Here is a 13,721-nt window from a genome sequence, read left to right on the forward strand (position 1 = left end):
CAGAGGTGACTACTCGTGGGTAACATCGCGCCATGAGCGCAGACCAGATGTCGATCGGCGAGATGCTCGCCGCCACGGTGCCTATGGCCAGGACCCTGAACCTGGACTTCCTGGAGACCACGCCGGAGAAGGCCGTGGTGGCCCTGCCGGACCAGAGCGACTACCACAACCATGTGGGCGGTCCGCACGCCGGAGCGATGTTCACGCTCGGCGAGTCGGCCAGCGGCGCGATCGTGATCGCGGCGTTCGGCGACCAGCTGTCGCGGGCCGTGCCGCTCGCCGTCAGCGCCGAGATCGCCTACAAGAAGCTCGCGATGGGCCCGGTCACCGCGACCGCCACCCTCGGCCGCCCCGCCGCCGAGGTCGTCGCCGAGCTGGACGCCGGCCAGCGTCCCGAGTTCCCCGTCGCCATCTCCATCCAGCGTGAGGACGGCGCGGTGACCGGCGAGATGACCGTGGTGTGGACCCTGCGTCCCAACAGCTGACGGATTTTCCTGGGGAAACGCCGCTCCCTGGCCGCTTCATTCGAGCTTCAGGGAGCGGCCAGGGAGATCTGTTACGAATCGCCTGCAAACCAGGCGTCCATCGCAGCCCTACCCCTGCCGTCGGCCTCCGGCGTCATGTGCGCGTAGATCAGGCGGACGGCTGGAGCGGGCGCGGTCGGGTAGCACGGCTCCGATACCGTGCCGGGCCGGGCCGGGTCGTCCCGGGGCGCCGCCGTCCGGCGAGCCCGGTCCCGACGGGCGGGTCCGGCTACTTCGCGCCGGGGGTGACGGCGAAGCTCTGCCCGGGTGCGAAGGTGCTGACGTTCGGCGGGATGGCCTTCATCTCGTCGATGGTGGCGCAGGCCGGGCACTTGGAGTAGCCCTGCTGACGGGCCTCATTGGCGGCCGCCTCCGCACGGGCCTGGGCGACCTTGGCCTGGGCCTCGGAGACGGCGGCGAAGGCCGCCTGGGCCTTGTCGACAGCCTGCTGCACATTGTCCGGGAGGCTGATCCGGACCAGGTTGAAGCGCAGGCCCACCAGGAACTTGTCCCCGAGGGTGGATTCGAGGTCCTCCGCCAGCGAGCTGTTGATGGCGTTCTGGACGGCGGCGATGTTGCCGTTGTTGCTCTTGCCGGCCACCTGGCTGCCTGAGGTGCTGCCGTTGTTCTGCACCAACGAGCAGGACGAGACCAGTTCCGCGCAGCGGAACCGGGAGATCTGCTCGCGCAGATCGTTGTCGATCACCGGCCGGATGATCTGGTCCAGGAAGGCGGACCAGCCCTTGTCCCCGTCGTAGGCGTGGTACGTCTGACCGTCCGCGGCGGTGAAGGTGCGGGTCCCGAACTTGTTGTCGAAGTCCCGCAGCGCCTTCTGGTCAAGGTTGAGGCTGAAGTACAGGGTGCCCTCGATGCCCATGTCCACGCCGTCCGAAGACGGGGTGTGAACCACGTCCACCCCCGAGCGGTCGCCCGCGTCGGCCTTCGCGGTGATCGTGTAGAAGCGCTGCTGGGCCGGGTACTTGTGGCTGGTGGAGTAGAGCCCGGTCCAGGTGAGTCCGGAGGCGGGCTGGATGATCTGGCGGATGTTCCGGTCATCGAACATGCCGCCGTTGCGGACGATGGCCACCTGGCCGCCGTCAGTGCGGTCAAAGCCGCCGATGAGGCTGACTATGGTGGTGATCAGAACGATGGCGACGGCCACTCCGGCCACGATGAGCAGCCGGGTTCTGCGAAGCATGATGCGTTCCCCCCGTGTTGACGGCGATGCCGGGTCGGCATGCGGAACGGCACGCTACACAAGATCGCGTCCACGATCTCCCGGCGGGGGTGCTCTTGAGGGCCGCCGCGTTTCGGGGTCTGCCAGGCGGGGTGTGCGGCTCGGGCTCGAGTACCTGGCCCACCGGGTCGGAGCCGGGCTTGAGCCCGTGGCGGTCGAGTTGCGTCTTGGTGTGCAGGCCATCGGGGACCAGGCCCCAGCGGGTGTACCGGGTGAGGCCCGGAAGCGCTGGGCTGTTGGGCGACCCGCGGCCTACTGCTCGGGGGTGAGCTTGGGTCGGCGTCCCCCGAAGCGTGCCGCGACGGCCTGCTCCAGGGTCAGGCCGCTCGCTTCGTCCTGCGGTTCGAGGAAGGAGTGGACCACGGCGAGGGCCACGGTGCCCATGAGGGAGCGGCGTTGGGCGTCGTCGAGGACACCGGAGGCCGGGTCGCCGATGGCGCGAAGCGTCACGCCGTCGGTGGCCGCGGACAAGGCGTTGGCCAGGTCGTCGAGGGTGAGGCCCGGGCGCAGGCGCAGGCCGCGCTCGGTGAGGACGGCGGCGTAGAGCTCCTTCCACGAGCCCAGGTAGCCCGTGTAGATGCCGGCCGTGATGCGCGCTGTCTCCTCGTCGCCGTCGGCCGCCGTCATCAGGGCCAGGCCGAGCCGTACGGAGGGCAATTCGACGCTCTCGGCGGTGTGCCGGTAGGCGATGTCGTGCACGGCGCGCACGAAGTCGTGGCCATTGCGCCCGTGCACGAGACGCCTGGTGGTGGCGGTGCGCTGCTTGCGGAACTCCGGGTGGTAATTCCACTTCCACACCGCGAAGTTGATCAGATCGATGACAAAGTTCGAGTGCTTCTTCCAGCGGTCCCGCAGCAACCCCGCGCCGTCGCCGTGACGGTCGAACGGTCCGGGGTTGCCGCGGAACGCCTCGTCCACGCACCGCTGCGACAAGGGCCCAAGCAGCAGGCTCGTGCTCGTCATGGGGCGCTCGGCCCCGGGACCGAAGTGCTGGTCCAGCAATCGCATCCCGGCGGCCAGGAGGGAGGCCGTCACGGGGTCGTTCGCCAGCCGGGAACGCCCCCAGGCGGTACGGCGGTCGAGGCCGACTCGCAGCAGGACCCCTGACAGGTCCTGGTTGTACGGGAACGGCAGGTCCCGTTTCCTGCGGGGAGTGCTCGGCTCGCGCCCGTCGTCTTCGCTGTCGTCCCAGTTCTTCATGCGCGCATGCTCGCCTGGGCACGGGCGGCCAACAACCCCGTAGGTACGTGGACTTCTCCCGAGCCTCCCGACGCACCCGGCGATGCTGCAGAACTCCACGTCCCTACGGGGAAGCGGAGCACGCACCGGACCGGTACACAGGAGAGCTCCTGATCCCGGAAGAGGGAGGCGACGATGCTCATCACCAGCGGCCTCGCCCTGTACATCCTGGCATCCGCCGCCGCGAGCGGCGCGGCGGTCCGGCTGCTCCTCGGAATCCTCACGGTATATGCCGCGCGCAAGGCCCTCGGCCACGCGGACACTCCGCGGGACGACCCGGAAGCCGCGGAACGGCTCCGCGCCCACCGCCGTTCGGTGCTGCGAGCCCTGCTGAACTGCCTCAGGAACCCCGGCTGAACCACCGCCGACTTTGGCGGGTGAGCTGCTTGGGAAGGCCCCAGTCGTGGAGGCCACACCCGCCACTCGGGGAATCACGGCAGGTTTCTCCCTCAAGGTGTTCAGACGACCGTGGTGTGGACCCTGCGTCCCAACGGCTGACAGCGGCCGACAACGGCTGAAGGGCCCCGGCCGGGACAGGCGTCCCCGGCGGCCGGGGCCCTTCGCCTGCCGGGCGCCGGAGGCCCGGACCGTCGTCGCGCCGAGTCCCGCGTATCCCGCGTCGTCTCCGGCGTGCGTCAAGCCTGGGTCAAGTCCGAGTCAAGAACACTTCCGCCGTATCGGCGTCCGACCGGGTACCCTTTCCGGGGGCCTGCCAGACCTGGCGCATCCCCGAATGACCACACGCGGACCCGAATCGGGGAGGAACCGGCGGTGCACGTCCAGGAGTGGCTCGACACGGTACCCCCTGCGGCCGTGTATGCCGTGGTGAGCCTGGTCATCGGCCTGGAGAGTCTGGGCATCCCGCTGCCGGGCGAGATCGTCCTCGTATCCGCGGCGCTGCTGTCCTCCCAGCACAGTGACATCAACCCGCTGATCCTGGGCGCCTGCGCGAGCCTCGGCGCGGTGATCGGCGACTCCATCGGCTACGCCATCGGCCGAAAGGGCGGACGGCCCCTGCTGGCCTGGCTCGGGAAGAAGTTCCCCAGGCACTTCGGCGAGGGCCATGTCGCGACCGCCGAGCGGTCCTTCCAGAAGTGGGGCATGTGGGCGGTCTTCTTCGGCCGCTTCATCGCCCTGCTGCGGATCTTCGCGGGCCCGCTCGCCGGGGTGCTGCGCATGCCGTACTGGAAGTTCCTGATCGCCAACTTCCTGGGCGGTGTCATCTGGGCCGGCGGTACGACCGCGGGTGTGTACTACGTCGGCCTGGTCGCCGAGTCCTATCTGAAGAAGTTCTCGTTCGTCGGACTCGGGGCCGCGGTGCTCATCGGCATCGCCTCCATGCTGATCGTGAAGCGCAAGGCCAAGCGGGCGACGGAAGAGAAGGAGGCGGCCGAGCAGGAGAGCGTCCCGGCCGCCGACTGAGCCTGACGGATCTCAGGGCTTCTCGTGCACCTCTCGGTGCTCCCGCGCCAGATCCACGTACGCCGTCCCGTTCAGGGTGACCATCTCCCGCTCCTCCGGCGTCAGCTCCCGCTTGACCTTCGCGGGTACGCCCGCCACGAGTGACCCCGGCGGCACCCGCATGCCCTGCGGCACCAGCGCCTGAGCGGCCACCAGGGACCCCGTTCCGATCACCGCGCCATTGAGGACCGTGGCGCCCATGCCGATCAGGCAGTCGTCCTCGACGGTGGCCCCGTGGACCACGGCGTTGTGCCCGATGGAGACCCGCTCGCCGATGGAGACGGGGAACCCCGGGTCGGAATGCAGCGTGCTGTTGTCCTGCACATTGCTGTCGGCGCCGACCACGATCGGCCCGAAGTCGGCGCGCAGCACCGCCCCGTACCAGACGCTGGCGCCCGCGTGCAGAGTCACCTCCCCGATCAACACGGACGAGGGCGCAGCGAACGCCTCGTCGTCTATCCGGGGGTCCTTGCCGCCGATGCCCTTGATCAGGGGCTGGTGCGTCATCGCCGCCCTGCCTTTCAAGTCTCCTCGTGACCGGTTCCCCGGCACCGTACGCCATCGGTGGGGCGAAGATCACAGCAGCACGGCGCCTTGGGCGCAGGCCCGGCTGAGTACCGTGTGCGGGTGCCCAGGACCAAGAACACGTTCTCATCATGGCGTCGTGGCCTCGCCCAGCGTGCCGTTCACGCGGGTTGGGCCTGGGTCCAGCGCACCGGCTCCGTGACGGCGGAACATCCGGGCGGCTTCCGCTTCGGCGCGATGGGAACAAGTACCAGGCTCGCGTTCCCCCTGGGGACGGTCTTCGGCGAGCCCTGGATCCATCTCGGTTCCCACTGCATCATCGGCGAGCAGGTCACGCTGACCGCCGGGCTGATGCCCGATCTCGATCTCGGGCCCGATCCGATCCTGCGTATCGGCGACGGTGTGGTCCTGGGCCGGGGCAGCCATGTCATCGCCGACACCACGGTCACCATCGGCAGCGACTGCTACTTCGGGCCCTATGTCTACGTGACCTCGACCAACCATTCGTACGACGACCCGAACGAACCCATCGGCAAGCAGTGGCCGCGGATGGAGCCGGTGGAGATCGGCCCGGGGTGCTGGATCGGGACGGGAGCGGTGATCCTGCCCGGCGCGAGGATCGGGCGGAACGTCGTGGTCGCGGCCGGTGCGGTCGTACGAGGACAGGTACCGGATCATGCCGTGGTGGCCGGAGCCCCGGCGCGTGTGGTGCGGCGCTGGACACCCGGGGAGGGCTGGCAGCCACCCTTGAGAACTCCGGCTCCCGTACCGATTCCCGACGGAGTCACCCCAGGCCAGCTGCTGGCGCTGTCGCGGCTGGACGAGGAGGAGGTGGCACGGCTCGCGGAGCTGGATCTCGAGGAGGAGACCCGGCTCGCGGACCTGGAGCCCCAGGAGGAGACCCGGCTGGCGGGGCTGGACGCCGAGTCCTGAGTCAGCCCGTCGCGAGCAGCACCGTCCCGATCAGTGCGAGGCCCGCACCCGCCGCCTGGATCGCGCGCAGCCGCTCGCTGAGGAATCCGCGCGCGGCGAGCGCCGTGACCACCGGATACAGGGACGCGAGGACGGCGGCCACCACGACCGGGCCGTGCTGGGCGGCGACCGCGTACGTGCCGGTGGCGGCGACGTCGGCGAGTCCCACGAAGGCGAGCGAGGGCAGGGTGCGCCAGGGGACGCCCCCGGGCGGGAGCGCGGGCGTACCCCTCCGAAGGGCGATGCCGAGGGCGGCACCGCCGACGGCCACATTGGCCATCCGCTGCACGAAGAGCGCGAGGAACAGCCCCCTGAGCGTGGTCGACGCCTCCGTGACCAGGGCGAAGACCGTGCCGAAGCCGAGCGCCGAGATCAGCGTGAGCAGGATCACGCGCCGCTGGACCGGTGCGCCCCTCAGCTCGGGCCCGCCCGCGAGGACGACCCCGAGGACGGCGACCGCGATACCGGCGGCCTGCATCGGTCCCGGGCGCTCGCCCAGGACGAGTCCGACGCCGACGGGAACCACCACGCTCAGCGTGGCCAGCGGAGAGACGACACCCATCGGGCCCAGGGCCAGTGCCTGGTAGAAGGCGAGCAGGGCGACCGGTCCGGCCAGGCCCGCGAGGACCGCGAACCACAGCCGCGGTCCCGCCTCGCTCCAGCCGCCGGTGGCCACCACGATGGCGCCGAGCACGGCCGCCGCGATGGCCTGGGAGACCAGGACCACCGTGAGTGCGGGCATCCGCCGGGTCAGCAGACCGCCGCCGAAGTCGGCCAGCCCCCAGAGGAGGCTTGTGACCAGGGCGAAGAGTGCTGTCATGGGGTGCCTCGCAGTACAGTTCAGTGAACAATCAGGTGCACCACACATTAGTTCATTCGACTAGACTATGTCATTCAAAATATTGGACGGAAAGTGTCGGACCTCGACCTGCTGACCCAGTCCCTGGCGCGCAACGTCAAGCGCTGGCGCACCGAGCGGGGCTTCACGCTGGACTCACTCGCCGCCCGCGCCGGAGTCAGTCGCGGCATGCTCATCCAGATCGAGCAGGCGCGCACCAATCCGAGCATCGGCACGGTGGTCAAGATCGGCGACGCGCTCGGCGTCAGCATCACCACCCTGCTCGACTACGAGCAGGGCCCGAAGGTCCGTATCGTCCCCGCCGATCAGGCCGTTCGCCTCTGGAGCACCGACGCGGGCAGCTACAACCGCCTCCTCGCGGGCACCGAGGCGCCCGGCCCCCTGGAGATGTGGGACTGGCGGCTGATGCCGGGTGACCAGAGCCCCTCGGACCCGCATCCGACCGGGACCGTCGAGCTGGTCCACGTCATCGCGGGCGTGCTGACGCTCACCGTCGACGGCACCGAATACCACGTGCCGGCCGGCGCGAGCGCCTCGTTCGAGGCCAACACCCCCCACATCTACGGCAACGACGGCGACCTGCCGATGGAGATGGTGATGACGGTCTCCGTGCCGCCCGTGCGCTGAGCCACCACCCTGGCGGGGGTAGCGTGCGGTCATGCGCGCACCCATCGGAAACTTCGAACACGCGATGCCCGCCCCCGACTGCCTCGACGTGCTGGCCCCACCGGTGGCGGACGCCGTGCGCCACTGGAGCGGCAGCGTGCCGGCCGACCGGATCGTCTACGTCGACACCGAGCCCGAGTGGGCCGACACCGCGGTCTTCGTGGAGCACTACGGCAGGGAACTGCTCGGCTGTTCCGCCAATTGCGTCGTGGTCGCCGGAAAGCGCGGTGGCGAGACGATGCCGGCCGCCTGCCTGGTGCTGTCCACCACCAGGGCCGATGTGAACGGCCTGGTCCGCCGTCATCTGGGCGCCAGAAAGGCATCGTTCGCTCCGATGGAGGCGGCGACGGAGGAGACCGGCATGGAGTACGGGGGCATCACGCCCATCGGTCTGCCCGGAGCCTGGCCGCTGCTGGTGGACGCCGCGGTGGTGGACCTGCCGTATGTGCTCGTCGGCAGCGGACGGCGCCGGGGCAAACTGCTGGTGCCGGGGAAGGCGTTCGCCGAGCTCGGCAACGCGGTCGTGATCGAGAGTCTCGGAGTCTGACGCACCGGCTCGCCCCGCTCACTGATCCGGCCTGATCCCGACGAAGGACCCCGGGCCCGCGGCGTCAGGCGCCGAGGCCGGGGTAGTGGTGGGACAGGACCAGATGCGGGTCCGTCAGGCCCGGTGCCGGCTCCGGGTCGGCGTGGACCAGGGCCGCGGTGAGTCCGGGTACCGCGTGCAACAGTGCGTGTTCCGCGTCGACCGCGATGTCGTGCGCCCGGCGCACGCTCACCTCCCCGTCGACCACCACCGCCACTTCGGCGCGCAGACGGTGCCCGATCCAGCGCAGCCGCAGTTCGCCCACCTCGCGCACTCCCGGCACCTGGCGCAGTGCTTCCTCCGCACGGTCCACCAGTGCCGGGTCGACGGCGTCCAGCACCCGGCGGAACACCTCGCGCGCGGCGTCCCGGAGTACGAGGGCGATCGCGGCCGTGATGGCCAGCCCCACCAGCGGATCGCCGAGCGGCAGGCCGAGCGCCGCGCCGCCCGCGCCCACCAGGACGGCGAGCGAGGCGAATCCGTCCGTACGTGCGTGCAGTCCGTCGGCGACCAGCGCGGCCGATCCGATCGCGCGGCCCACCCGGATACGGTGACGGGCCACCCACTCGTTGCCCGCGAACCCGATCACGGCCGCGACGGCGACGGCGGGGATGTGCTGCACGGGCCGTGGGTCCAGCAGGCGCTCGACCGATGCCCAGGCGGCGAACGCGGCGGACGCGGCGATGGTCAGGACGACCGCGATTCCGGCGAGGTCCTCGGCGCGGCCGTATCCGTAGGTGAAGCGGCGCGTGGCCGCACGCCGGCCCAGGACGAAGGCGACGCCGAGCGGCACCGCGGTCAGCGCGTCGGCGGCGTTGTGCACGGTGTCACCGAGCAGTGCGACCGAACCGGAGACCGCGACCACGGCGGCCTGCGCCAGCGCGGTGCCCCCGAGCACGGCCAGTGAGACCCACAGGGCCCGCATGCCGCGTGCCGAGGACTCGAGCGCTGAGTCCAGCTTGTCGGCCGTCTCGTGGGAGTGGGGGGTGAGGATGTGGCGAAGACGGGAGAGGAGGCCGTGGCGGTGGCCGGGGCCGTGATCGTGCGGGTGCTCATGCCCATGCCCGTGACGAAGACGACCATCGCCGTGGCCGTGGCTGTGCGAGTGCTCGTGTCCTTCGTGTTCGTGGCTCACCGGAAGGACCCCTTTCGCCGCGCGACGGTGGACGCGTTCGCCCCACGGAGCCATTATGTGCGTATGAGCGCACGCATGCACCTGTCAGCCGCGCACCACGCGCGACCGAACGCGTCGGATGCGGCCGAGGAACACGCGCGCACGCCCGGCGAGGAGCAGTTCGCGCTGGCCGCCGAACTGCTCGCGCTGCTCGGGGACCGCACCCGTCTCACGCTGCTGCACGCCCTGGCGGGTGGCGAGTGCGACGTCTCCACGCTCACCGAGGTGTGCGCGGTGGCCCGGCCCGCCGTCAGCCAGCACCTGGCGCGACTGCGGCTCGCGGGCCTGGTCGACACGCGCAAGGAGGGCCGTCGCGTGATCTACTCGCTGCGCGACGGCCATCTGCGCCGGGTCGTGGACGAGGCGCTCAGCGTGGCCGACCACCGGCTCACCAACCGCCCGGCCCACGACTGAGGCCGGCTGGAGTGCGCACCGCCGGGCCCCGCCGGGGCGCGCTCAACGGGCGCTGTCGTCCTCGCCCGCCTCGAGGAGGTTCGCCGCGGCGCCCACGATGCTCGGATCGGGACGGCCGACGACCTCCTCGTCCTTGTCGGAGTAGTCGAAGCGGGCGAGCACGCTGCGCATGGCCTCCACACGCGCCCGCTTCTTGTCGTTGCTCTTGACCACGGTCCAGGGCGAGTAGCCGGTGTCCGTCTCATGGAACATGGCGACCTTCGCGGACGTGTACTCGTCCCAGCGGTCGAGGGACGCGAGGTCCATCGGGCTCAGCTTCCACTGACGCACGGGGTCCACCTGCCGGATCGTGAATCGGGTGCGCTGCTCGCTCTGTGAGACCGAGAACCAGAACTTCACCAGGTCCACGCCGTCGTCCACCAGCATTCGCTCGAACAGCGGCGCCTGGCGCATGAAGCGGTCGTACTCGTCGTCGGTGCAGAAACCCATCACGCGCTCGACACCGGCCCGGTTGTACCAGGACCGGTCGAACATCACGATCTCGCCCGCGGTCGGCAGATGCTGGACGTAACGCTGGAAGTACCACTGCCCGCTCTCGCGCTCGGTCGGCTTCTCCAGGGCCACCACGCGGGCGCCCCGCGGGTTCAGGTGCTCGGTGAAGCGCTTGATCGTGCCGCCCTTTCCCGCCGCGTCCCGCCCCTCGAAGACGACGACGAGCCGGCGGCCCGTCTCCTTGATCCAGCTCTGCAGCTTGAGCAGCTCGATCTGCTGGAGGCGTTTGTGCCACTCGTACTCCTTGCGCTCCATGCGCTGCGCGTACGGGTAGTTCTCCCGCCAGGTGTCCACCGGGGTGCCGTCGACCCCGAGCAGTATCGGGTCGTCGTGGTCGCTGTAGTCGACCCGCAGGCCTTCCGTGATCAGTGGTGCCATCCGTGTTCCTCCCCGCGATGTCGCAGTGAAACCGACGTCCGTCAGTGCAACTGCGGCACGATCAGATAAATGCCGTACGTCACCACGGCCGCGCAGGCCAGGAAGCAGAGCGCGGCCTGGACCACTCCGAGAGCGTGGGCACCGCCGTCCCTGGCGCGGGCGGCCTCGGTCCGGGCCAGTCCGAGCACACCGAGGGCGAAGACGACGACCACGGCGACGGTGACCGAGATGCTGACCGCCGTGACCTTGCCGAGGGCGGTCCAGTCGAGGTGCATGGCTTGAAACTCCCTGATCAGGCGGCGGTGCCGACATGCGGCGGGGTGGTGGGACGGAGGGCGACCTCATGGGTCTCGTTCACATTGTCGGCGTGCACCGGGTTACGGCGCGAGACGATCACAATGAACACTGCGACGGCGAGGGCGACGAGGGCGATCACCGCGGTGCCGAGGTTGCCGCCGTGCTTGACGAGGCCCGCCGAGACACCGCCGACCAGCGCGGCTGCGGGAAGGGTGATCAGCCAGGCGATCACCATGCGGCCCGCGGTGCCCCAGCGTACCTCCGCCAGCCTCCGCCCCAGGCCCGCGCCGAGGATGCCACCGGAGCAGACCTGCGTGGTGGACAGCGCGAAGCCGAGGTGGGCGGAGGTGAGGATGACGGTCGTGGAGGCGGCCTCCGCGGCGAAGCCCTGCGGCGATTCGATGTCCGTCAGGCCCTTGCCCATGGTGCGGATGATCCGCCAGCCGCCCAGGTAGGTACCAAGACCGATGGCCAGACCGGCCGAGGCGATCACCCAGACCGGCGGACCCGCGTCATGGCCGAGCGCGCCGGCGGAGATCAGCGTGAGCGTGATCACGCCCATCGTCTTCTGAGCGTCGTTCGTACCGTGTGCGAGCGACACCAGTGAGGCCGAGGCGATCTGCCCGGCGCGGAAGCCCCGGGTCACCGACTCCTTGCGCGCCCGGGCGGTGATCCGGTACGCGAGGTAAGTGGCCACAAGGGCCGCGAGCCCGGCCACCACGGGCGAGGCCACCGCCGGGACGAGCACCTTTTCGACCACCTTGTCGAAGTGCACGCCCTTGCTGCCCGCACCCACCCAGACGGCCCCGATGAGCCCGCCGAACAGCGCGTGCGACGAACTGGACGGCAGCCCCAGAAGCCAGGTGAGCAGGTTCCACAGGACGGCGCCCACCAGACCCGCGAAGATCATCCCCGGGGTCACCAGGGAGTCGCTCACGATGCCGCCCGAGATGGTCTTGGCGACCTCGGTGGAGAGGAAGGCGCCGACGATGTTCAGCACCCCGCTGATCAGCACCGCTGCCTTCGGCTTGAGCGCGCCGGTGGCGATGGAGGTGGCCATCGCGTTCGCGGTGTCGTGGAACCCGTTCGTGAAGTCGAAGGCCAGTGCCGTGACGATGACAACGGCCACGAGGAACGTGATGTGGTCCATACCTCGATGTAAGCAGCCGAAGGAGTACGACCGGAGAAGCGCGGGCGAAGGCCGGGCGTGTGTCTGATGGGCGATCAGGCACTCAGCGGCGCAAGGGGGTTGAGCGTGCGCGGCGACAGGACCTGGACATGGCTGTGGGCCAGGACGGAAGGGTCCTGGCCCACAGCCATGTCGCCGACCGGGCCGGCGGACGGCCCGGGCCGGGGCATCAGGCGGCGGCGGGGGCGGCCTGCGACAGCTGCTCGATGACCTTGGTCAGACCCTCGACGACCTCGTTGTCGTCCGCGGGGTGGGTGGCGGCGAAACGGGTCACCGAGCCGGGGATGGAGAGCTTGGCGTCCTCGACGACCGTGGCGCCGGCGATGCCGACGGCCTTGCGGGCCTCGTCCTGCGCCCACACGCCGCCGTACTGGCCGAAAGCGGTGCCCACGACGGCGACGGGCTTGCCGGACAGGGCGCCGGCACCGTACGGACGGGACAGCCAGTCGATCGCGTTCTTCAGGACGGCCGGGATGGTGCCGTTGTACTCGGGGGAGAAGAGCAGCAGGCTGTCGGCCTGGCCCGCGGCGGCACGCAGCGCGCCGGCGGCGGCCGGCACCGTGCCCTCGACGTCGATGTCCTCGTTGTAGAAGGGGACCTCGGCGAGACCCTCGTACAGCACCACCTCGACGCCCTCGGGGGCGTGCTTCACGGCGGCCTCGGCAAGCTGACGGTTGTGGGAGCCGGCGCGGAGGCTGCCGACGAGGGCGAGGATGCGGACGGACATGGAAACTCCCAGAGTGTGAGATCGATACAAGCGGACTACCGGAGTCCGTTGAAAGTTGTACCACTTCAATCGGACCTCGGTCCACTTCCCCGGAACTGCTAAGCGGACCCAGGTCCACTTTCTATCACGAATAAACGGACCGGGGTCCGATTGTCTTCCCGGGGCGCTACGCTAAGCGGCATGAACGAGCCACTTCCGCTCACTCCCGCACCGCAGAACGGATCCGGCGGCCCGATGGACCTCGCCCTCATGCCGACGGGCGGGCCCGCGCCGCTGCGCGCGGACGCCGCGCGCAACCGCGCCCGGCTCCTGGAAGTGGCCGCCTGCCTCGCGGCCGAGCGTGGCATCGCGAACGTCACCATGGAGGACATCGCCCTGGGCGCCGGCGTCGGCAAGGGCACGGTGTTCCGCCGGTTCGGTGACCGCACGGGCCTGCTGGTGGAACTGCTCAGCCATCAGGAGGAGCAACTCCAGGCCGCCTTTCTCTCCGGACCGCCGCCCGTCGGCCCGGGGGCGCCCGCGGCGGAGCGGCTGCGCGCCTTCGGTCCGGCCGTCATGTACCACGAACACGCGAACCGGGACCTCTACATGGCGGCCCACGCCAAGCCGGGCCGCCGCCGCGCGAGCCCGCCGTACCAGTTCCGGCTGGCGCATGTCTGCATGCTGCTGCGCGAGGCGCGGGCCGACGGTGACATCGAGCTCGTCGCGCACACGCTGCTCGGCTATGTCGAGACGGTGCTCATCGATCACCTGCTCACCCGTCCCGGGATGTCCCTGGGCCGTCTGGAGCTCGGCTGGTACGACCTCGTCGGCCGGTTCACGGGCCGATGTACCGGCTGATACGGCGTCCATCCCGGGCAATGAGGCGTATGGCATCCCGCGCCGCGTGACGGCGTCGGGCGCGCGTCCACCGTCCTTGCC

Annotated in this window: 17 protein-coding genes; 8 read left to right on the top strand and 9 right to left on the bottom strand. The window is 70.3% G+C overall.

Annotated elements, in window-relative coordinates; all coding sequences use genetic code 11:
• The first annotated feature begins 32 nt into the window (after positions 1 to 32).
• Positions 33 to 485: a DUF4442 domain-containing protein gene (locus tag ABZ845_RS13625; protein WP_360977686.1), complete on the top strand. Its 453-nt coding sequence runs from the start codon at positions 33 to 35 to the stop codon at positions 483 to 485.
• Positions 486 to 753: 268 nt separating this feature from the next.
• On the opposite strand, the gene ABZ845_RS13630 is transcribed toward ABZ845_RS13625, so the two are convergent.
• Positions 754 to 1,722, bottom strand: a complete 969-nt coding sequence (locus tag ABZ845_RS13630) for an SPFH domain-containing protein (RefSeq protein WP_360977689.1) — start codon at positions 1,720 to 1,722, stop codon at positions 754 to 756.
• 291 nt (positions 1,723 to 2,013) lie between these two features.
• Positions 2,014 to 2,961, bottom strand: coding sequence for a hypothetical protein (locus tag ABZ845_RS13635; protein WP_360977692.1), 948 nt, complete (start codon positions 2,959 to 2,961; stop codon positions 2,014 to 2,016).
• A 174-nt stretch (positions 2,962 to 3,135) separates the two neighbouring features.
• On the opposite strand from ABZ845_RS13635, the gene ABZ845_RS13640 reads away from it, so the two are divergent.
• Positions 3,136 to 3,357, top strand: a complete 222-nt coding sequence (locus tag ABZ845_RS13640) for a hypothetical protein (RefSeq protein WP_360977695.1) — start codon at positions 3,136 to 3,138, stop codon at positions 3,355 to 3,357.
• A gap of 414 nt (positions 3,358 to 3,771) precedes the next feature.
• Positions 3,772 to 4,422, top strand: a complete 651-nt coding sequence (locus ABZ845_RS13645; RefSeq protein ID WP_360977698.1) for a DedA family protein — start codon at positions 3,772 to 3,774, stop codon at positions 4,420 to 4,422.
• A gap of 12 nt (positions 4,423 to 4,434) precedes the next feature.
• Here the strand turns inward: ABZ845_RS13645 and ABZ845_RS13650 are convergent, their stop codons facing one another.
• Positions 4,435 to 4,968 (bottom strand): gamma carbonic anhydrase family protein, encoded by a 534-nt coding sequence (locus ABZ845_RS13650; protein WP_360977702.1) that lies wholly within the window; start codon positions 4,966 to 4,968, stop codon positions 4,435 to 4,437.
• 120 nt (positions 4,969 to 5,088) lie between these two features.
• Here ABZ845_RS13650 and ABZ845_RS13655 point away from each other — a divergent pair, with 120 nt between their 5' ends.
• Complete coding sequence (locus tag ABZ845_RS13655) at positions 5,089 to 5,919, top strand: acyltransferase (protein ID WP_360977705.1); 831 nt, start codon at positions 5,089 to 5,091, stop codon at positions 5,917 to 5,919.
• Position 5,920: 1 nt separating this feature from the next.
• Here the strand turns inward: ABZ845_RS13655 and ABZ845_RS13660 are convergent, their stop codons facing one another.
• Entirely contained in the window at positions 5,921 to 6,778 is an 858-nt protein-coding gene (locus ABZ845_RS13660) for a DMT family transporter (protein WP_360977708.1), read from the bottom strand.
• 93 nt (positions 6,779 to 6,871) lie between these two features.
• Here ABZ845_RS13660 and ABZ845_RS13665 point away from each other — a divergent pair, with 93 nt between their 5' ends.
• Positions 6,872 to 7,444: an XRE family transcriptional regulator gene (locus tag ABZ845_RS13665; RefSeq protein ID WP_360977711.1), complete on the top strand. Its 573-nt coding sequence runs from the start codon at positions 6,872 to 6,874 to the stop codon at positions 7,442 to 7,444.
• Positions 7,445 to 7,475: 31 nt separating this feature from the next.
• Complete coding sequence (locus ABZ845_RS13670) at positions 7,476 to 8,030, top strand: YbaK/EbsC family protein (protein WP_360977714.1); 555 nt, start codon at positions 7,476 to 7,478, stop codon at positions 8,028 to 8,030.
• Positions 8,031 to 8,094: 64 nt separating this feature from the next.
• On the opposite strand, the gene ABZ845_RS13675 is transcribed toward ABZ845_RS13670, so the two are convergent.
• Positions 8,095 to 9,285: a cation diffusion facilitator family transporter gene (locus ABZ845_RS13675; protein WP_360977717.1), complete on the bottom strand. Its 1,191-nt coding sequence runs from the start codon at positions 9,283 to 9,285 to the stop codon at positions 8,095 to 8,097.
• Here ABZ845_RS13675 and ABZ845_RS13680 point away from each other — a divergent pair.
• Positions 9,268 to 9,657 carry a metalloregulator ArsR/SmtB family transcription factor gene (locus ABZ845_RS13680; RefSeq protein WP_360977720.1) on the top strand — a complete coding sequence of 130 codons (390 nt, stop codon included), beginning with the start codon at positions 9,268 to 9,270 and terminating at the stop codon, positions 9,655 to 9,657. The two genes, ABZ845_RS13675 and ABZ845_RS13680, sit on opposite strands and share 18 nt — an antisense overlap.
• A 42-nt stretch (positions 9,658 to 9,699) precedes the next feature.
• Here the strand turns inward: ABZ845_RS13680 and ppk2 are convergent, their stop codons facing one another.
• From ppk2 to ABZ845_RS13700, 4 genes are all read right to left on the bottom strand, one after another.
• Entirely contained in the window at positions 9,700 to 10,587 is an 888-nt protein-coding gene (gene ppk2, locus ABZ845_RS13685) for a polyphosphate kinase 2 (RefSeq protein ID WP_360977723.1), read from the bottom strand.
• A 41-nt stretch (positions 10,588 to 10,628) separates the two neighbouring features.
• Positions 10,629 to 10,862: a hypothetical protein gene (locus ABZ845_RS13690; protein ID WP_360977726.1), complete on the bottom strand. Its 234-nt coding sequence runs from the start codon at positions 10,860 to 10,862 to the stop codon at positions 10,629 to 10,631.
• A 17-nt stretch (positions 10,863 to 10,879) separates the two neighbouring features.
• Positions 10,880 to 12,034 (bottom strand): inorganic phosphate transporter, encoded by a 1,155-nt coding sequence (locus ABZ845_RS13695; RefSeq protein ID WP_360977729.1) that lies wholly within the window; start codon positions 12,032 to 12,034, stop codon positions 10,880 to 10,882.
• Positions 12,035 to 12,242: 208 nt separating this feature from the next.
• Entirely contained in the window at positions 12,243 to 12,800 is a 558-nt protein-coding gene (locus ABZ845_RS13700; protein ID WP_360977732.1) for an NADPH-dependent FMN reductase, read from the bottom strand.
• 180 nt (positions 12,801 to 12,980) lie between these two features.
• Here ABZ845_RS13700 and ABZ845_RS13705 point away from each other — a divergent pair, with 180 nt between their 5' ends.
• Positions 12,981 to 13,640, top strand: coding sequence for a TetR/AcrR family transcriptional regulator (locus ABZ845_RS13705; RefSeq protein ID WP_360977735.1), 660 nt, complete (start codon positions 12,981 to 12,983; stop codon positions 13,638 to 13,640).
• Positions 13,641 to 13,721 lie beyond the last annotated feature (81 nt).

Origin of the sequence: Streptomyces sp. NPDC047022 (assembly GCF_040644155.1) — a bacterium.
In the GTDB taxonomy this organism is placed as follows: domain Bacteria; phylum Actinomycetota; class Actinomycetes; order Streptomycetales; family Streptomycetaceae; genus Streptomyces.